Origin of the sequence: Streptomyces olivochromogenes (assembly GCF_021538895.1) — a bacterium.
Lineage (GTDB): Bacteria > Actinomycetota > Actinomycetes > Streptomycetales > Streptomycetaceae > Streptomyces > Streptomyces olivochromogenes_A.
The window spans coordinates 69,476-86,826 of record NZ_JADDRL010000024.1 but is presented as its reverse complement, the minus strand read 5'-3'; the positions used below and the strand labels follow the sequence as shown (position 1 = coordinate 86,826).

At 70.6% G+C, this 17,351-nt stretch carries 20 protein-coding genes; 1 reads left to right on the top strand and 19 read right to left on the bottom strand.

The window, feature by feature from the left end; genetic code table 11:
• Window positions 1-152: 152 nt before the first annotated feature.
• A complete protein-coding gene (gene rpsB, locus IPZ69_RS15045) occupies window positions 153-1,082 on the bottom strand; it encodes a 30S ribosomal protein S2 (RefSeq protein WP_235454620.1) in 930 nt (309 codons plus the stop codon).
• A 281-nt stretch (window positions 1,083-1,363) separates the two neighbouring features.
• Here rpsB and IPZ69_RS15040 point away from each other — a divergent pair, with 281 nt between their 5' ends.
• Window positions 1,364-2,017 carry a murein hydrolase activator EnvC family protein gene (locus IPZ69_RS15040; RefSeq protein ID WP_235454619.1) on the top strand — a complete coding sequence of 218 codons (654 nt, stop codon included), beginning with the start codon at window positions 1,364-1,366 and terminating at the stop codon, window positions 2,015-2,017.
• 554 nt (window positions 2,018-2,571) lie between these two features.
• On the opposite strand, the gene IPZ69_RS15035 is transcribed toward IPZ69_RS15040, so the two are convergent.
• From IPZ69_RS15035 to proS, 18 genes are all read right to left on the bottom strand, one after another.
• Complete coding sequence (locus IPZ69_RS15035) at window positions 2,572-3,129, bottom strand: TetR/AcrR family transcriptional regulator (RefSeq protein WP_235454637.1); 558 nt, start codon at window positions 3,127-3,129, stop codon at window positions 2,572-2,574.
• Between the two features lie 109 nt (window positions 3,130-3,238).
• Window positions 3,239-4,081, bottom strand: coding sequence for an RNA polymerase sigma factor WhiG (gene whiG / locus IPZ69_RS15030; RefSeq protein WP_235454618.1), 843 nt, complete (start codon window positions 4,079-4,081; stop codon window positions 3,239-3,241).
• Between the two features lie 314 nt (window positions 4,082-4,395).
• Window positions 4,396-5,556 carry a DNA-processing protein DprA gene (gene dprA, locus IPZ69_RS15025; RefSeq protein ID WP_235454617.1) on the bottom strand — a complete coding sequence of 387 codons (1,161 nt, stop codon included), beginning with the start codon at window positions 5,554-5,556 and terminating at the stop codon, window positions 4,396-4,398.
• Window positions 5,553-7,178, bottom strand: coding sequence for a YifB family Mg chelatase-like AAA ATPase (locus IPZ69_RS15020; protein WP_235454616.1), 1,626 nt, complete (start codon window positions 7,176-7,178; stop codon window positions 5,553-5,555). Before IPZ69_RS15020 ends, dprA begins: the two co-directional genes overlap by 4 nt.
• A 1-nt stretch (window position 7,179) precedes the next feature.
• Complete coding sequence (locus tag IPZ69_RS15015; protein ID WP_235454615.1) at window positions 7,180-7,542, bottom strand: YraN family protein; 363 nt, start codon at window positions 7,540-7,542, stop codon at window positions 7,180-7,182.
• Window positions 7,543-7,658: 116 nt separating this feature from the next.
• Window positions 7,659-7,967, bottom strand: a complete 309-nt coding sequence (locus tag IPZ69_RS15010; RefSeq protein WP_003965949.1) for a DUF2469 domain-containing protein — start codon at window positions 7,965-7,967, stop codon at window positions 7,659-7,661.
• Between the two features lie 56 nt (window positions 7,968-8,023).
• Complete coding sequence (locus IPZ69_RS15005) at window positions 8,024-8,581, bottom strand: NUDIX hydrolase (RefSeq protein WP_308407466.1); 558 nt, start codon at window positions 8,579-8,581, stop codon at window positions 8,024-8,026.
• A complete protein-coding gene (gene lepB, locus IPZ69_RS15000; RefSeq protein WP_374293274.1) occupies window positions 8,571-9,332 on the bottom strand; it encodes a signal peptidase I in 762 nt (253 codons plus the stop codon). Before lepB (IPZ69_RS15000) ends, IPZ69_RS15005 begins: the two co-directional genes overlap by 11 nt.
• A gap of 123 nt (window positions 9,333-9,455) precedes the next feature.
• Window positions 9,456-10,202: a signal peptidase I gene (gene lepB, locus IPZ69_RS14995; RefSeq protein ID WP_374293273.1), complete on the bottom strand. Its 747-nt coding sequence runs from the start codon at window positions 10,200-10,202 to the stop codon at window positions 9,456-9,458.
• A 10-nt stretch (window positions 10,203-10,212) separates the two neighbouring features.
• Entirely contained in the window at window positions 10,213-11,316 is a 1,104-nt protein-coding gene (gene lepB, locus IPZ69_RS14990; RefSeq protein WP_235454613.1) for a signal peptidase I, read from the bottom strand.
• Entirely contained in the window at window positions 11,309-12,010 is a 702-nt protein-coding gene (lepB, locus tag IPZ69_RS14985) for a signal peptidase I (RefSeq protein ID WP_235454612.1), read from the bottom strand. The genes lepB (IPZ69_RS14990) and lepB (IPZ69_RS14985) overlap by 8 nt, the downstream gene beginning before the upstream one ends.
• A 45-nt stretch (window positions 12,011-12,055) precedes the next feature.
• Window positions 12,056-12,406 carry a 50S ribosomal protein L19 gene (gene rplS / locus IPZ69_RS14980; protein WP_030346458.1) on the bottom strand — a complete coding sequence of 117 codons (351 nt, stop codon included), beginning with the start codon at window positions 12,404-12,406 and terminating at the stop codon, window positions 12,056-12,058.
• 135 nt (window positions 12,407-12,541) lie between these two features.
• Window positions 12,542-13,375 carry a tRNA (guanosine(37)-N1)-methyltransferase TrmD gene (gene trmD / locus IPZ69_RS14975; protein ID WP_235454611.1) on the bottom strand — a complete coding sequence of 278 codons (834 nt, stop codon included), beginning with the start codon at window positions 13,373-13,375 and terminating at the stop codon, window positions 12,542-12,544.
• On the bottom strand, window positions 13,375-13,917 hold the full coding sequence (rimM, locus tag IPZ69_RS14970) for a ribosome maturation factor RimM (RefSeq protein WP_235454610.1): 543 nt from the start codon (window positions 13,915-13,917) through the stop codon (window positions 13,375-13,377). Before rimM ends, trmD begins: the two co-directional genes overlap by 1 nt.
• Before the next feature lie 81 nt (window positions 13,918-13,998).
• Window positions 13,999-14,238: an RNA-binding protein gene (locus IPZ69_RS14965; protein ID WP_009190870.1), complete on the bottom strand. Its 240-nt coding sequence runs from the start codon at window positions 14,236-14,238 to the stop codon at window positions 13,999-14,001.
• Window positions 14,239-14,243: 5 nt separating this feature from the next.
• Window positions 14,244-14,663 carry a 30S ribosomal protein S16 gene (gene rpsP, locus IPZ69_RS14960; protein WP_235454609.1) on the bottom strand — a complete coding sequence of 140 codons (420 nt, stop codon included), beginning with the start codon at window positions 14,661-14,663 and terminating at the stop codon, window positions 14,244-14,246.
• A gap of 298 nt (window positions 14,664-14,961) precedes the next feature.
• Complete coding sequence (locus tag IPZ69_RS14955) at window positions 14,962-15,564, bottom strand: hypothetical protein (protein ID WP_235454608.1); 603 nt, start codon at window positions 15,562-15,564, stop codon at window positions 14,962-14,964.
• A 313-nt stretch (window positions 15,565-15,877) separates the two neighbouring features.
• Entirely contained in the window at window positions 15,878-17,323 is a 1,446-nt protein-coding gene (gene proS / locus IPZ69_RS14950; RefSeq protein ID WP_235454607.1) for a proline--tRNA ligase, read from the bottom strand.
• Between the last annotated feature and the right edge of the window lie 28 nt (window positions 17,324-17,351).

Genomic DNA, 17,351 nt, shown 5'->3' with positions numbered 1-17,351 from the left:
CTGTGAATCTTTCTCGAAGTCTGGAAGATCGAAGATCTACGGAGTCTGCGTACCCCATGTAACGGGCTCCGCGAACGCTCCGCTGACCGACGGGTGAACGGCGGGAGCGGACTTCATGTCACCGCTCCCGCCGTCAACACCGACGCTGACGGTCAGGCCTGCTCGCCCTCGGCGGCCGGAGCCTCGGCGGCGGGGGCCTCAGCAGCCGGAGCCTCAGCAGCCGGAGCCTCGGCAGCCGGGGCCTCAGCGGCGGGGGCCTCAGCGGCAGGAGCCTCGGCGGCCGGGGCGGCCTCCTGCGGCTCGGCCTTCTTCTCGCCCTCCAGCAGGTCGCGCTCCCACTCGGCGAGCGGCTCGCCCGCGGCCTTCTCGCCCTTGCCCTCGGTGGCGACACCGGAGCGGGCGATGAGACCCTCGGCGACCGCGTCGGCGATCACACGGGTGAGCAGGGTGACCGAGCGGATCGCGTCGTCGTTGCCCGGGATCTTGTAGTCGACCTCGTCGGGGTCACAGTTGGTGTCGAGGATCGCGACGACCGGGATGTTGAGCTTCCGGGCCTCGCCGACCGCGATGTGCTCCTTCTTGGTGTCCACGATCCAGACGGCGCTGGGCACCTTCTGCATCTCGCGGATACCACCGAGGGTCTTCTCCAGCTTGGCCTTCTCGCGCGAGAGCACGAGAAGCTCCTTCTTGGTCAGACCGGACGCGGCGACGTCCTCGAAGTCGATCTGCTCAAGCTCCTTGAGGCGCTGCAGACGCTTGTAGACGGTCGAGAAGTTGGTGAGCATGCCGCCCAGCCAGCGCTGGTTGACGTAGGGCATGCCGACGCGGGTGGCCTGCTCGGCGATGGCCTCCTGCGCCTGCTTCTTCGTGCCGACGAACATGACCGTGCCGCCGTGGGCGACGGTCTCCTTGACGAACTCGTAGGCGCGGTCGATGTACGACAGCGACTGGAGCAGGTCGATGATGTAGATGCCGTTGCGCTCGGTGAAGATGAAGCGCTTCATCTTCGGGTTCCAGCGACGGGTCTGGTGACCGAAGTGGACGCCGCTCTCCAGCAGCTCCCGCATCGTGACGACGGCCATGGCCGTTCTCCTTGAGTTTTCTCGGTTGTGCCGCGGGTGCCGGACGGCACCCGCTCCTGACGCCCGCGGTGCGCCGTGCCGCGAAGGACCGAGGGGCGCTGACACGAACGGACCGTCTCCGGTCGCGCGTCGTGTCGGGGCGTGCGAAGTCGACCCGGTGGCCCGGGTCGCCACCAGAAGTGTACGGGACCGGGGAGGCGCTGGGTGACGCCCCTGTCCACAACCGGTGAGTTGTCCCCAGATCGCGATCGTGATCGATCGGTGTGCGGGACGGTTCTCGCATGTCTGTGACACGAGCGGTGCGGTGGGTGGGGGCGGCGTGGGGGTGGCTGCTGCCGGGCCTGGTGGTGGTGCTGATGGGCCTGGTGATGACGGTCCTGGCCCCGTCGGCGGTGGTGGCCCGGGCGACGGTGGCGGCCTGGGCGGTCGGGACCGGCGGGGCGGATCCGCCGGCGCCCGGCCCCGGCGACTCGGGACCACCGGTACCGGCGATCGGCCGCGCCTGGCCGGTGGGGGTACGCCCGGCGGTCCTGCGCGGCTGGGAGCCGCCGGCCACGGTGTACGGCCGCGGCCACCGGGGCGTGGACCTGGGCGCGGCCCCCGGGACTCCGGTACGGGCGGTGGCGGCCGGCCGGGTGTCCTTCGCGGGCCGGGTGGCGGGCCGGGGCGTGGTGTCCGTGGAGCTCGGGGGAACGGATCTGCGAACGACCTACGAACCGGTGACCCCGTCGGTCCACAAGGGCGACGAGGTGGCTGCGGGCGAGACCCTGGGCACCCTGGACCCGACGGGCTCCCACTGCACGACCATATGCCTCCACTGGGGCCTGCGGAGAGGCAAGACGTACCTGAACCCCCTGTCCCTACTGCCCCCATGGCTCCTGAACGGGGGTCCGTCAAGGCTGCTACCGGTGCTGGGAGTGCCGGTGCCCGCGTAGGGCTGGGCTGGCGCTACGGGTGCCCGGCGCACGGCTACCGACCAGCGACCGGGGCCGCGGCCTGGCGTGGCCCAGGGCTGGTGCCGACCTCGACCTGCCATCACCGGCATGAGGTCACCGCTTGGCCGGCGTTCGCCGCACCACTGCCCCCGCAGGGCTGATGCCGGTGTCAGCGCGCCGCTGCCCGCGCAGGCCCGCCGCAGTGCCGGTAGTCGCCATCCCGCTGCCGGGCCCAGGGTTGGTGCCGACGCCGACCTGCCGTCACCCGCGTGAGGCTGCCGCTTGGCCAACGTTCGCCCCGCCGCTGGGCTGGCGCCGTGTCAGCGCACGCCGCTGCCCACGCAGGCCCACCGCAGTGCCGGCATTCGCCATACCGCTGCCTGGCCCAAGGCTGGCGCCGGCACCGATCTGCCGCCGCCGGTGTGAGGCCACTGCTTGGTCGGTGTTCGCCCCTCCGCTGCCCGCCCAGGGCCGGCGCCGGCGCCGCCGACCTGACGCCCGCCCGCGCGGCGCCGCTGGCGGTATTCGCCGCGCCGTTGCTCTGCCCCCGGGCCTCAGCCGCGTACGCCTCGCAGGGCCATCGCCACCGCCGCGGCCGTGATGTCCGTGGGGGACTCCGCCGCGCCGAGTTCGATGCGGCGGACGGCCGCGTCCACGACGCCCTGGAGGAGCATGGCCGCCAGTCGGGGCTGCTCGTGTCCCAGCTCCGCCAGTGCCTCGACGATCATCGCGACGAGTCCGCCGTGGGCGGCGCGGATCTTCTCGCGGGCCCCCGCGTCCAGTTCGCTCGCCGAGATCGCCACGACGGCCCGGTGGCGCCGGTCGCCGACCAGGGCGAGCTGTTGGCGCACATACGCCTCGACCTTGCCCTCGGCCGATTCCGCCCGCTCCATCGCCGCCGAGACCTCAGCCGCCCACACCGGGAAGTCGACCTCGCACAGCTCCTCGACCACGGCGGCCCGTGACCGGAAGTACTCGTACACGGACGACCGCGCCAGCCCTGTCCGCTCGGCGAGGGCCGGGAAGGTCAGCGCCTCCGTCCCGCCCTCGGACAGCAGGGAGCGAGCCGCGTCCAGCAGGGCGGCTCGCTGCATCGACCGGTGCTCGGCCACGGAGGCCGCTCGAATCCTTGGCACGTCAACCACTGTACGGACGTGCCACCCCGGGCGGGAGGCACTCCACACCACGCACGCCGACTTCCGCCCCCGCCGACCGGCCGGCTCAGCGGCCGAAGCCGGCCAGCTTCGCCCGCAGCTGCAGCACCGACTTGGTGTGGATCTGGCTCACCCGGCTCTCGGTGACCCCCAGCACGTTGCCGATCTCGGCGAGCGTGAGCCCCTCGTAGTAGTAGAGCGTGACGACGGTCTTCTCGCGCTCCGGCAGCGTGTTGATGGCCCTCGCCAGGAACCGTCTCAGCTCCCGGTCCTCGGCCACCTCCACCGGATTGTCGGCGGCGGTGTCCTCCAGCGTGTCCATGAAGCTCAGCCCGTCCCCGTCCTCGCCGCCGACGTGCAGCAGCTCCTCCAGGGCGACCACATTGGCCAGCGACAACTGGCTGAAGACCGCGTGGAGTTCGTCCACCTCGATGCCCAGTTCGGCGGCCACCTCGCACTCCGACGGCGTGCGTCTGAGCCGGGCCTCCAGCGTCGCGTACGCCCGCTCCACGTTCCGCGCCTTCTGCCGCACCGAGCGCGGGATCCAGTCCAGCGCCCGCAGCTCGTCGATCATGGCGCCGCGGATCCGGGTGATGGCGTAGGTCTCGAACTTGATCTCCCGCTCGATGTCGAACTTCTCGATCGCGTCGATCAGCCCGAACACCCCCGAGGACACGAAATCGGCCTGCTCCACGTTCGGCGGCAGACCGACGCTCACCCGTCCCGCCACGTATTTCACCAGTGGCGAGTAGTGCAGGATCAGCTGCTCCCGCAACCGCTCGTCCCCCGTCGCCTTGTACGACCGCCACAGCTCGTCGAGCGTCGAGGGAGCGGGCCGCCGCATGCTGCCACCGTCACGGGCGGCTGGGGGGAGCGCCGCCCGGTCGGACCCGGAGGTGTGCTGGGGCATTCGTCGCCTTGTGCCGTTCTGCAGTGAAGTGCCGCGAAGAGGGGTGAAGGAGTGCGATGGGGGGTGAAGGTGTGGGACTGGGTGAGCTGTCGGTCTGGTGTCGAGTTGGCGCGTTCTGCGTCGGGGTCTTCGTGAGCGTAGCGTGACTGGGGAGTCGCGGTGTGCGAACGGCGAGGCACCACCCCTGCGCGGATGCGCCCCCCGGCGCACCCCGACCTCTCCCGGGCGTCGCTGTACGTGACCACCCGGAGGGCCCAACTCCTCGAAATCCCAAGGGCAATCGGGGATTCCCCCGGACGGCCGAACACGCTCGGTCAACATCGACTGCGACCGTCCGGGACCGAGATCATCGCCTGGCGTGTCAACTTCCAGCCATCGCCGTGTCGTTCGACGTATCCAAGTGATCGGAGTTCGTACAGCTTCGCGAGCGCCTCGTCCCGCGTGGTCTGCGCGCCACGGGCGATCTCCCCGGGCGCCACGGGCCGGCCCGCCGGCAGGGCGTCCAGGACCCGACGGGCGGCGGGTCTCAGCAGGTCACGGGGCAGTACGGGGCCGCGCCTGGCCGGAGCGAGCTCGCCCATGTCGCCGACCAGTTCGACGACCTCCGCGGCGTCGGTGACCAGCACCGCCTCGCCGCGCAGCAGCTCGTGCACGCCCGCGGAGAGTCCGCTGGTGGCGGGTCCCGGGACGCCCATGGTGAACCGGCCCAGGCGCTGGGCCGCCCGCGCCGTGACCAGCGAGCCGCTGCGGTAGGCGGCCTCCACGACCACGGTGCCCCTGGTGAGCGCCGCGATCACCCGGTTGCGCAGGATGAAGCGGCTCGGGGTCGGGTGATCGCCGGGTGGCAACTCCCCCACCACCAGGCCCTGTTCCGCGATCCTGGTGATCAGTTCGGTGTGGCCGCGCGGGTAGGGCCGGTCGACCCCGCAGGCCAGGACCGCGACGGTGGCCCCGCCCGCGCCGAGGGCGCCCCGGTGGGCGGCGCCGTCGACGCCGTAGGCGCCGCCGGACACCACGACCCAGCCGCGCTCGGCGAGCCCCGCGGCCAGCGTGGACGCCATGTGGGCGCCGTACTCCGTACAAGCTCTGGCGCCCACGAGGGCGACCGAGCCAATCGCCCACATCCGCAGGCTGGGCCGGCCGCGCACCCACAGTCCCAGGGGGCGGGTGTCGCCGAGGTCGTCGAGTTGACCGGGCCACTCGGTGTCTCCGGGGCCCACGAAGCGCACTCCCGCGGCCCGCGCAACCTCCAGATCCCGCCCGGGCTCGGCCCGCCGGGCCCGGGCCACCAGCCCGGCCCACCGCGTCCCGCTCACCCCGGGCAGCGGCTCCCCACCGTCCCGCAGCCGCCGCGCCACCTGCGCCACGCCCCACTCCCGCACCCAGCGCCCGCCGGTCTCGTCACCGGGTTCGATGACACGGGTGAGGAAGACGCGGGAGAGCAGGTCGGTGTCCGGATCGTCGCCTCCGTTCACGTCAGGGCCCCGATGGCCATGGGCACGCCGCGTGGAACGCCGGTGCGCAACTGCAGGGCCAGGGCGACGTCCGTGGCGTCGGGCCGATCGTGACCGAGGAGATCGGCCACCGTCCAGGCGACCCGCAGGACGCGGTCGAGTCCCCGGGCGGTGAGCACGCCGCGTTCGAGGTTGCGTTCGGCCTCGTCCATGGCGCCGATCGCCGCCTGCCAGCGGCTGCGCAGTTCCCTGCCGGGCACTTCGCTGTTGGTCCGCCACGGGGTTCCGGCCAGGCGCGCGGCCGCCCGCGCCCGCGCCGCCCGGACCCGGTCGGCGACCGTCGCCGTGGACTCGCCCCGGGCGCCGGGCTCGGTGAGCTGGGCCCGGGTGACGGGGTCGACCTCGACGCGCAGGTCGACGCGGTCGAGCAGGGGTCCGGACAGCCGTGCCTGATAGCGGCGGATCGTCGACGGAGGGCACTCGCACAGCGTGTCCAACTGCGAGAAGCGACCGCAGGGGCACGGGTTGGCCGCGAGCATCATCAGGAACCGCGCCGGGAACCGCACCACTCCCGCACTGCGGGCGATCACGACGTGCCCCGACTCCAGGGGCTGCCGCAGGGCGTCGAGGGTCTGGCTGTGGAACTCCGGCGCCTCGTCGAGGAACAGCACCCCCCGGTGGGCGAGCGACACGGCACCGGGGCGGGCGACGCCGGGGCCGCCGCCGACGAGCGACTGCATCGTCGCCGAGTGGTGCGGGGCGCAGTACGGCGCGACGTCGATGAGGGGCTTGCCCGGGGGCAGCAGCCCGGCCACCGAGTGCACCGCCGTGACCTCCAGCGAGTCCTCGCGGCTGAGCCGGGGCAGCACGGCGGGCAGGCGCTCCGCGAGCATGGTCTTGCCCGCGCCGGGCGGGCCTTCCAGGAAGAGGTGATGCCCGCCGGCCGCGGCCACCTCCACGGCCGTCCGTGCCGAGAGCTGGCCGACGACGTCGGCGAGGTCGTGTTCCTGGTCGTGCTGCGCTGCGCCCAGGCTGTGCATGCCGGTGGCGGCTCCGGTGCCGGGCACCCGCAGGCCGGCCAGGAGCGGGTCCGGGCGGCCCTGTGCGTCCGGATCCTCCTCGGGCACCGGCTCGTCCGTCAGGACGGCGATGAGCTGGCGCAGGCTGCGGATGCCGAGCACCGACACCCCCGGCACCAGCGAGGCCTCGGCAGCGGCGCATTCCGGCACCACCACCTGCTCGTATCCGGCGTCGACCGCGGCGAGCACCGCGGGCAGGATGCCCCGGACCGGACGCACCCGGCCGTCCAGGCCCAGCTCGCCGATCATCACGATGTCGGTGAGCACGCGCGGATCGATCCGCTCGGCCGCGCCGAGCACCGCGCAGGCGATGGCCAGATCGAAGCCGGAGCCCGCCTTGGGCACCGACGCGGGGCTGAGACCGACCGTGAGCTTCTTCTGCGGCCATTCGCCGCCCGAGTTCACGACGGCCGCCCGCACTCGGTCACGGCTCTCGGTCAGACTCTTGTCCGGCAACCCGACCAACGTGAACGCCGCGACCCCGGGCTCCAGGTCCGCCTGGACCTCGACCACCACGCCTTCGACGCCGACCAGCGCCACCGAGCACGTACGGGCGAATCCCATGTCAGGCCACCCCCCGCGCGTGCTCGACGACGGGTGCGCCGCGATCGGGGAGCAGGATGCCGATCAGGTCGATGCGGACGCCGCCGGGCGGGGCGCCTCCATGGGCCTGGATCCAGCGTTCGGCCAGGTCGCGCAGCCGGGCCGCCTTCTCCGGGGTCACCGCGGCCATCGGATGCTCGTAGCCACCGTCGCGTCGGGTCTTCACCTCGCAGACGACCAGCGCGTCGCCGTCCCGGGCCACGATGTCGATCTCCCCGGACCGGCCGCAGCGCCAGTTGCGCTCCAGGACCGTCATGCCGGCCCCGGTCAGCCGGCGTGCGGCCAGCTCCTCGCCGTACCTGCCGAGTGCACTGCGTGCGTTCATGTCGGCACCACCTCCGGCGCCAACCGTCCCGCGCCCCGCCAAGAGAAGTGGATCTTGGTGGGTTACTCAGCGGTTGTGGACAACTCCGTCATCCACCCGAGGGTCCGTCGGGTCCGTCACCCGCCCGGGAGCTCCAGGTCGCTCTTGTTCAGCTCCTCGATGTTCACGTCCTTGAACGTCAGGACACGCACCTGCTTCACGAAGCGAGCCGGCCGGTACATGTCCCAGACCCAGGCGTCAGCCATCGAGACCTCGAAGAACACCTCGCCCTGGACCGAATGCACCTGCATCTCGTAGTCGTTGGTGAGGTAGAAGCGCCGCTCGGTCTCGATCACGTATTTGAACAGACCGACGACATCGCGGTACTCCCGGTAGAGCTTGAGCTCCATCTCGGTCTCGTACTTTTCGAGGTCCTCGGCGCTCATGGCATGTTCCCCTTCAGCCGTGCGATCCCACCATTGTGCGCCAGTCTCGCGCGCCCCTAGACGATTTCCGTGTCAAGGGTGACGGGCTTGGCCGGGGGACCTTCGTCGAGCAGCCTGCGCAGCAGCTCGGCGAGTCTGGTCGGATACACCGTCTCATGCGCCCGCGTCAGTTCCTGACACGTCCACCATCGCGCACCCGCGACACTGCGTCGCTCCAGTTCCGTCAGGCCCGCGGCCGCGGGCACCACACTGGGCGTATCGGCCGTCCGGGCCAGGTAGTACCACTCGTCCTGGTCCCAGCGGCGGCCGGCGAACGGGAAGGAGCACCTGCGCCGCCACAGCACCGGACCGAGTTCGACCTCGGTGATGCCGGTCTCCTCGACGAGTTCCCGCAGCGCCGCCTCCTCCCGGGTCTCCTCACCCTCCACACCGCCGCCGGGCGTGAACCACCAGTCGTCGGCCGGGTCGTCCGGTTCGTGGCCGTTGAGGAGCAGGATGCGGTCCTCGGGGTCGAGCAGCACCACCCGGGCGACCTTGCGCGGGCCGCCCTCGGGCTCGCCCGGGGCGGGGCCCGTGGCGGCCGTACCGCCCGCGTCCGTGGCCTCAGCCTGCACTGACGGGCTCCGTCCGCGAACGGGCGCGGGAGCGGCCCATCCGCTTGGCGATCGGGCCGTACGCGCCGCCGCCGAGGACGAGCACGGCGCCGCCGACGACCATCAGGACGATGATGCGCAGCGGGCCGGGCTGGGAGAGGGAACCGAGGGCCTCGAAGCCGGTGGGCCGCTTCAGCATGCCGTTCATCGGCCAGACGACGGCGTCCACGCGGGCGCTCACGGCACCGCGCGCGACGGTGCCACTGGCCGCGTCGGTGAGGTGGGCGGTGGAGTCCAGGGAGCCCTGGCGCTCGTCACCGAGGAGGAAGAGCCGGCCCTGGGGCACCTTGACCGTCGGGAAGTTCTTGATCTCGGCCAGGCTGCCCTTGGGCAGATACGGTTCCTCGATCTGCTTGCCGTTGACGGTCAGCTTGCCCTCGGTGCAGCAGGAGACCGTGTCACCGCCGACCGCGACGACGCGCTTGACCACGTTCGCGTTGGTGACCCAGGACTTGTCACGGAAGACGACGACGTCACCGCGGCGCACCTCGCCGCCGTCGACGCGCTGGGCCAGGACGCGGTCGCCGATGTCGATCGTCGGTGCCATCGAACTGGTGGGCACGGTGTACGGCCGGTAGACCACCGCCGCCCATCCGAACCCCCCGAGGAACAGCACCAGGCCCAGCGCCACGGCCAGACCGGACAGTATGCCGCCCAGATTGGTGTTCGACTTCCCGTTGTCGTGTCCAGCAGCTGCCACGTCCACTCCCATTCCACGGTCCGCGCCGGGAACCATATCGCGCGACGAAAAAAACCGCCGTGACCTCCCCGAGATCTTGGATCACGGGGAGGGCACGGCGGCCTCGGCGTGTGGCAGTCCTGCGGCGGCGGACGCCTACTTGTTCAGACCCTGCTGGTCGAAGGTGTCCGGCACCGGCAGCGTGCCCCAGCGGTTGATCGGCCAGGCCTTCACGATCGCGCGGCCGACGACGTCGTCGACCGGCACCATGCCGTGGTACTTCTGGTCCTGGTTGTACCGCGAGTCGCGCGAGTTCTGCCGGTGGTCGCCCATCACCCAGATGAAGCCCTTGGGCACCTTGACCTTGAACTGACCACCGGTGGTGTCGTCGGTGCACGGCGTGTTGCCGGGGTACACATACGGCTCGTTCAGCGCCTTGCCGTTGACCTTCAGCGGGCCGGTCCCCTTGCACTCGACCGTGTCGCCCCCCACCCCGATCACGCGCTTGATCAGGTCCTTCTCCTCCGCCGAGGGCATCAGACCGATCCAACTGAGCGCCTTCTGCACGGCATTGGGCTCGGGCGTCGGCTCGCCCCTGAGCCAGTTGCCGGGGTCATGGAAGACGACGACCTCGCCGCGCTCGGGCTCGGAGCCGAACCACGGGGTCAGCTTGTCGACCAGGACACGGTCACCCCGCTGCAGGGTGTTCTGCATCGAGTCGGACGGGATCGAGAACGCCTGCACCAGGAAGGTCTTGATCAGCAGCGCCAGCACCAGGGCGATGACGATCAGGATCGGCAGCTCCTTCCAGAAGGAGCGCGGCTTGTTCGGCTTGGACGCCGAGCCGCCGGGGCCCTCGCCGTCGCCGTTCCCGTTCGTCCGGGACGGGCCACCGGACTCCATGGCGTCCCCATCAGCTCCGGAGGCGTTCCCGGAGGTCATGGCGCCGTCCGCCGCTGGGACCTTGTCTTCCGCGGGGTGCCCGCGATGCTCCTCGCCGTCGTGCCCGGATCGAGCGCCAACCGCCACATCCCCCACGCCAACTCCTTACTCTGTGCCGCCGCCTGCCCCATAGTCGGTGCAGGCCCACCACTCCCATAACGAGCGGGAGTTCCGCAGGGGTCGGGAGTTCGGTCATTGCCTTCGGATCGTCAGGGGCAACCCTATGCGACGGCGGAGGGGCCGCAGTCGTCCCCGACACGGAGTCGGCAACGCTTGCGAAGGTTTTAGGTTCCTCAAGGCTCGTCCAGTGCCCGAGGGGCCAGCCGATCCATCTGGCCCGGCCGACCACCGAATCCACGGAGACGGTGCCCTTGTAGGACGTGTTCTGGTGGAAACGGGAGTCCGCGGAGTCACCCCGGTGGTCGCCCATCACCCACAGGCGCCCCTGGGGCACCGTGACGTCGAAGGGGCTCAGGGAGGGGGCGTTCCCGGGATAGAGATAGTCCCCTTCCGTGAGCGGCACGCCGTTGACGGTGACCCGGCCCTGCGCGTCACAGCACTTGACGTGGTCACCGCCGACGCCGATGACCCGCTTGATGAGGTCCTTCTCGTTGTCGGAGGGCAGCAGGCCGATGAAGGTGAGGCCTTCCTTGAACTGCTTGACGACGACGGGATCGTTCTTCTTGGCCGTCTGTTCGTCGTTGAGCCAGCCGCCCGGGTCGTGGAACACGACGACGTCCCCGCGCTGCGGCTTGGAGCCGAACCACGGGGTGAGCTTGTCGACCAGGACGCGGTCGCCGATCCGGATCGTCTGCTCCATGGAGCCCGACGGGATGACGAACGCCTGGACGAGGAAGGTCTTCAGGACGAGCGCTATCAGGACGGCCACACCGACCAGGAGGGGGATCTCCCGGACGGCCGAGTGCCTGCGCTTGCGCTTGACCTTGCGCTGGAGCTTGCGGCGCTCCGCGCGGGTACGGCCGCCGGACGAGGAGGAGGCGCGCCGGACCCCGGTGGGCAGCAGGTTGTCGGCGGCGTTGCCGACCACCCCGCGCGGCTTGCCACGGTTACCCATGCGCACCCTCCACGACGGCTGCGGGCACGTGCGCGTAGGCGGCGGGACGCCGGATGCGCGTCCAGTGGCCGTAGGGCCAGACGATCCAGTCGGCCCGGCCGATCACGTCGCCGACGGGGACCATGCCGCCGCCGGGCGAGCCCAGGTGGTCGCGGGAGTCGCTGGAGTCGCTGCGGTGGTCGCCGAGGAGGAAGAGCCTGCCTTCGGGCACGACGACGTCGAAGGGCACAGTGGACGCGCGGTCCCCGGGATGCAGGAACGCCGTCTCGTCGACCGGCCGGCCGTTCACTTCGATCCTCGCCTTCTTGTCGCAGCACACCACGTGGTCTCCCCCTACACCCACAACGCGCTTGATGTAGTCGGCGTCCCCGAAATACCCGGTGCCGTCGAACACGACGACATCGCCGCGCCGCGGCTCGGCACCGAAACGGTACGCCAACTTATTTACGAGAACGCGGTCCCCGATCCTCAATCCCTGCTCCATGGATCCGCTGGGAATCTGGAACGGCTGCATCACGAAGGTGTTGAGGAGCAGCAGGAACGCCAGGCAGACGAAGACGGTGAGGGTGATCCGTCCGCCCGGCACCAGATCGGCGAGCCGCGGCACCAACGCGAAACGCGACCGTCCCTCCGGACCTCGCGTGGCGGGGTGGGAGGAGCGGTCGCGCTCCGTCGGCTGTGCTTCGGTGTCCATCGGGGCCAGATGCTATCCGGCCCCGCTTCGAACTCCGAGGACCGCTCAGTTCTCGCGCTTCTCCTTGATCTTCGCGGCCTTGCCGCGCAGGTCGCGCAGGTAGTACAGCTTGGCGCGACGCACGTCACCACGGGTGACGAGCTCGATCTTCTCGACGATCGGGGTGTGCACCGGGAAGGTGCGCTCGACGCCGACGGAGAACGAGACCTTGCGGACCGTGAAGGTCTCACGGACACCGGAGCCCTGGCGGCGGATCACAACGCCCTTGAACTGCTGCACACGGGAGCGGTTGCCCTCGATGACGCGGACGTGGACGTTGACGGTGTCACCCGGACGGAAGGCCGGGATGTCGCTGCGCAGCGACGCGGAGTCGACGGAGTCGAGCAGGTGAGACATTTCGTCTGCTTTCTTCGCTGATGCCACAGGTCATCAACGGCAACTAGGTTTCCATGAGGACTGCCGTGCGGGTCGGGGCGGACGTCGTGTCCCCCTGTGGCAGGGGCGCACGCCGGACGGACGCACAGCAGCGGTCTATTCTTCCACGCCCTGTGGCCTGCGCCAAAATCGACCGTACGGCTCGCCGTCCGGGTCGGGGGCCCAGCCCAGGATGGAGAGCATCTCGCGGTCCTTCTTGTCGAAGGCCTTGGGGTCGCAGCGCTCGATGAGGTCGGGCCGGTGGGCGGTCGTACGCCGCAGGGCCTCGTCCCGGCGCCAGCGGGCGATCTTCCCGTGGTGGCCGCTGAGCAGCACGTCCGGGATGTCACGGCCGCGCCAGACGGGCGGCTTGGTGTAGACGGGGCCCTCCAGGAGGCTCGCCATCGCGCCGGGCGCGAAGGAGTCGTCCCGGTGGGACTCGGCGTTGCCGAGGACGCCGGGCAGCAGCCTGGCCACGGCCTCCGTGATCACCAGGACGGCCGCCTCGCCGCCGGCCAGGACGTAGTCGCCGATGGACACCTCGTACACCGGCATCCGGGTGGCGTACTCGTCCATGACGCGCCGGTCGATGCCCTCGTAGCGGGCCGGCGTGAAGATCAGCCAGGGGCGCTCGGAGAGCTCCACGGCCAGCTCCTGGGTGAAGGGGCGGCCGCTGGGGGTCGGGACGATCAGCGCGGGCGCGTGGGAGCCCGTCTCGTAGCCGTCGGCCAGGACGGAGTCCAGGGCGTCGCCCCAGGGGTCGGTCTTCATGACCATGCCGGGGCCGCCGCCGTACGGCGTGTCGTCGACGGTGTTGTGCCGGTCGTACGTCCACCTGCGCAGGTCGTGCACGTGCACGTCCAGCTGTCCACGCGCGCGTGCCTTGCCGACCAGGGAGACGTTCAGCGGTTCCAGGTACTCGGGGAAGATCGTGACGACGTCGAGGCGCATCAGGCCTCGTCCCGCGAGGACGCGATCTCGGCCCGCTCGTCGATCAGGCCGGGCGGAGGCGTGATGACCGCCTTCTGCTCCTCCAGGTCGATCTCGGTGACGATCTCCTCCACGAAGGGGATCATCACCTCGCTGCCGTCGGGCCGCTCCACGATGAACAGGTCCTGGGAGGGCAGGTGCGAGATCTCCGTGATCCGGCCCACCTCCGTGCCGTCCTCGGTGACCACGTCGAGGTCGATGAGCTGATGGTCGTAGTACTCGTCCTCATCCTCCGGCAGCACCTCCGGATCGATCTCGGCGATCAGGAGGGTGTTGCGCAGGGTCTCGGCGGCGCTGCGGTCGCCGAAGCCCTCGAAGCGCAGGAGGAGGCGGCCGCTGTGGACGCGGCCGGTCTCGATGGTGAGCGGGCCCGCGGATGCGGGATCGGTGGCCAGTACGGCGCCGGGTGCGAGCCTGAGCTCGGGCTCGTCGGTACGTACCTCCACGGTGACCTCGCCCTTGATGCCGTGGGCGCGGCCGATCCGTGCGACTACGAGCTGCACTGTGCTTGATCTCCTGTCATACGACTGCGGGCCGGGGACGGCCCAGTGGCCCTCCCCGGCCCGAGCCGGTGCTGCGAAACGTCAGCGGACGTGGTCCACGTCGACGAGGTCGACGCGGACGCCGCGGCCGCCGATGGCGCCCACGACGGTGCGCAGGGCACGCGCGGTGCGGCCGTTGCGGCCGATCACCTTGCCGAGGTCCTCGGGGTGAACCCGAACCTCCAGCACGCGCCCGCGGCGCAGGTTGCGCGAGGCGACCTGCACATCGTCCGGGTTGTCGACGATGCCCTTCACGAGGTGCTCAAGCGCCTCTTCGAGCATGCTGCTCAGGCCTCGGTCGACTCGGACTCAGCCGCGGCCTCGTCCTTCTTCTCAGCCTTCTTCTTCTGGGTGATCGCCTCACCCTTGCCCTCGTCTTCACCCGCGAGGGCCTCGAACGACGGACGCGCGGCCTTCGGAGCGGCGACGAGCAGCGGCGCCGGGGCGGGCTCGCCCTTGAACTTCTGCCAGTCGCCGGTCTTCTTCAGGATGGCGAGGACGGGCTCGGTCGGCTGCGCGCCGACACCCAGCCAGTACGCCACGCGCTCGGCGTCCACCTCGATGACCGACGGGTTGTAGGTCGGGTGGTACTTGCCGATCTCCTCGATCGCACGGCCGTCACGGCGGGTGCGGGAGTCGGCGACGACGATGCGGTAGTGAGGCGAACGGATCTTGCCCAGACGCTTCAGCTTGATCTTGACTGCCACGGGAGTGGATTCTCCTGGATTTGACGTGGTTGGGCACGGCGAGAATGCCGCGTGGGGATGCGGTACCCGAGTGCCCGATGGACGCGTCAGCCGGAGGAGAGAGGGGTCCTGTGCGGCTGTCGAGTACAGCTAGCCATTGTGCCATACCCGGCGGGTGGCTCTCGGCCGAGGGTCCGCCGAGTGCGTCCGGGCATGCCGGTGAGGCACCCGGCGTGGAGGTGAGGTCACGTCGGGTGCGTTGCCCGGCACCGGCACGTTGCGGGCCAGTGGACCGCGGCTGCCACGAGCAGTCGCGGTCTCAGCTCGCTGCGGCCCCCACGATCTCCGGGATGCGGAACGGCTTGCCGCAGCCGCCGCACACGATCGGGGCCTGGGCCAGGACCGACGGGACCACCCGGACGTTGCGGCCGCAGTCGCAGACCGCCTTGACGCGGACGCCGCCGCCGGAGGAGCCGTGTCGGGCGGCCGGGCCGCGGAAGGAGCGGGTGGTGTCGGCGGACGTGGCCACCACATGGGCCTTCAGGGCGCGCTGCAGCCGTTCCATGGTCGGCCGGTAGCGCCGTTTCGCCTCGGGGTTGAGCGTGACCAGCGAGAAGCCGCTGCTGGGGTGCGGCTCGTCGGGGTGGTCCAGGCCCAGTTCCTCGGCGATCGCGAGGAATCTGCGGTTGTGGTAGCGGCCGGCCCGGGAGGTGTCACGGATCCCCCGGGCGGCGGCGATGCCGTGGACTGCCTCATGGAGCAGTCGTTCGAAGGAGAGTTCGTGACCGCACGCGGACGACGACTCCCCGATCAGGGATTCTGGCGCGGCAAGGTCCGGCAGCTCGGGGTGGTACCGCTGAATGTCGGCCCACGCCTGTGCCAGCTCTGCGGCGAGAACAGGTGGTGTCTGTGTCGTGCTCACGTAATGACAACGAGCGTGAGTGCCCCCGTGTTCCTATTCCGGGGCATCCCAAATAATTTGCACTTACCCGTCAGTTGCCGCTGATGCGTCCTGACGAGGGCGGGTGCGCTGATCTGCGGAGAAGCCTCACAGCTCATACCAAGCCGGTGCGTAGAGTGACGTACGCCCTCCCGTCTCCCGCCACCACCCTCAACGGAGACCCTTCGGGTCACCCCTCTGGCCCGGCGCGTAGCGTTGATCCGCGCGCCGGGACAGCTGTGGTCGGCGAGTGCGCAAGAGGTGTTTCGGTCGCTCTCGTGACGCGGACGCTACTTCAGTAAGCGCGCGCGACGACCGCGACGTTACCCGGGGCGTCCCCGTCGTCCGGAACGGACCCGTCCGCGGCGACCAGACACCGTACGGTCACCGCGTGCTCGGCCAGCTCGGCCTCGCCCCGCTCGCCGAGGACGGCCCACGGGATGCGCGCCCAGCCGCCGGCGGTGACGGCCTCGACGGCCTCCCCGATCGTCGCCACGTCCGTCGTACGGGACTCGCGACGCTCGCGGGACTGCCGCAGCAGCAGCGCCTGGTCCTCTTCCAGGATCGCCGGGAGGAGGTCCGCGAGCGCGTCGAGGGCCACCGGCTCCTTGCCTCCCCCAGAGCTGAACGCCTGGGAGGTACCCCCAGGGATGCGGCGGGCCAGCATCGCCGTGCCGTTCTCCAGGTCGCGCGGGCCGATCTCGATGCGCACCGGGATGCCCTTGAGCTCCCAGTCGACCGAGCGCCGCCCGAACGGCGTGTCGGTGCGGTCGTCGACCCGGACACGGATCCCGGCCGCCTTCAGCCGGTCGCCGATCTCGCGGACCTTGGCCAGAACCGCCTCGTCGTCCTTGATGGCGAGGACGACGGCCTGGATCTGCGCCAGACGCGGCGGCACGCGCAGGCCGTCGTCGTCCCCGTGCGTCATCACCAGGGCGCCGATCATGCGGGTGGTCGAGCCCCAGGAGGTCTGCCAGACGTACTCCTGCGTGCTGTCCTTCGACAGATAGCGGGTGTTGAACGCCTTCGCGAAGTTCTGGCCCAGTTCATGGCTGGTGACCATCTGCAGGGCCTTGCCGTCGCCCATCATGCTTTCGAGCGTGAGGGTGTTGACGGCCCCCGCGAAGCGCTCCTTGACCGTCTTGCGGCCGGAGACGAAGTCCATCGCGAGGACGTTCTCCAGGAAGTCGCCGTAGACCTCGCGCTGGACGAGCGCGGCGAATTCGCGCGCCTCCTCGTACGTGGCGTGCGCGGTGTGCCCCTCCTGCCACAGGAACTCGGAGGTGCGCAGGAAGAGTCGGGGACGCAGCTCCCACCGCACCACGTTCGCCCACTGGTTGATGAGCAGGGGCAGGTCGCGGTAGCTCTGCACCCACTTGGAGAAGTAGTCGTTGATGATGGTCTCGGAGGTCGGGCGGACGACCGCGGGCTCCTCCAGCTCCTTGCCGCCGCCGTGCGTGACCACCGCCAGTTCGGGCGCGAACCCCTCGACGTGGTCGGCCTCCTTGGTGAGGTACGACTGCGGGATCAGCAGCGGGAAGTAGGCGTTCTGCGTCCCCGTCTCCTTGATCCTGGCGTCCATCTCGGCCTGCATCCGCTCCCACAGCCCGTACCCGTACGGTCGGATCACCATGGTGCCGCGCACCGGTCCGTTGTCGGCCAACTCGGCCTTGGCGGTCAGATCCTGGTACCAGCGCGGGAAGTCGTCCGCACGGGGCGTGAGAATGGGTGCCTTCGCCATGGCGTGATGGTACGGGCTCGTATTGCGG

Coding starts and splice junctions, on each gene's coding strand:
- rpsB (WP_235454620.1), bottom strand. CDS start 1,082: ATGGCCGTCGTCACGATGCGGGAGCTGCTGGAGAGCGGCGTCCACTTC.
- IPZ69_RS15040 (WP_235454619.1), top strand. CDS start 1,364: ATGTCTGTGACACGAGCGGTGCGGTGGGTGGGGGCGGCGTGGGGGTGG.
- whiG (WP_235454618.1), bottom strand. CDS start 4,081: ATGCCCCAGCACACCTCCGGGTCCGACCGGGCGGCGCTCCCCCCAGCC.
- IPZ69_RS15020 (WP_235454616.1), bottom strand. CDS start 7,178: ATGGGATTCGCCCGTACGTGCTCGGTGGCGCTGGTCGGCGTCGAAGGC.
- IPZ69_RS15015 (WP_235454615.1), bottom strand. CDS start 7,542: ATGAACGCACGCAGTGCACTCGGCAGGTACGGCGAGGAGCTGGCCGCA.
- IPZ69_RS15010 (WP_003965949.1), bottom strand. CDS start 7,967: ATGAGCGCCGAGGACCTCGAAAAGTACGAGACCGAGATGGAGCTCAAG.
- lepB (WP_374293274.1), bottom strand. CDS start 9,332: ATGGGAGTGGACGTGGCAGCTGCTGGACACGACAACGGGAAGTCGAAC.
- lepB (WP_374293273.1), bottom strand. CDS start 10,202: ATGGAGTCCGGTGGCCCGTCCCGGACGAACGGGAACGGCGACGGCGAG.
- lepB (WP_235454613.1), bottom strand. CDS start 11,316: ATGGGTAACCGTGGCAAGCCGCGCGGGGTGGTCGGCAACGCCGCCGAC.
- lepB (WP_235454612.1), bottom strand. CDS start 12,010: ATGGACACCGAAGCACAGCCGACGGAGCGCGACCGCTCCTCCCACCCC.
- rplS (WP_030346458.1), bottom strand. CDS start 12,406: ATGTCTCACCTGCTCGACTCCGTCGACTCCGCGTCGCTGCGCAGCGAC.
- trmD (WP_235454611.1), bottom strand. CDS start 13,375: ATGCGCCTCGACGTCGTCACGATCTTCCCCGAGTACCTGGAACCGCTG.
- IPZ69_RS14965 (WP_009190870.1), bottom strand. CDS start 14,238: ATGCTCGAAGAGGCGCTTGAGCACCTCGTGAAGGGCATCGTCGACAAC.
- proS (WP_235454607.1), bottom strand. CDS start 17,323: ATGGCGAAGGCACCCATTCTCACGCCCCGTGCGGACGACTTCCCGCGC.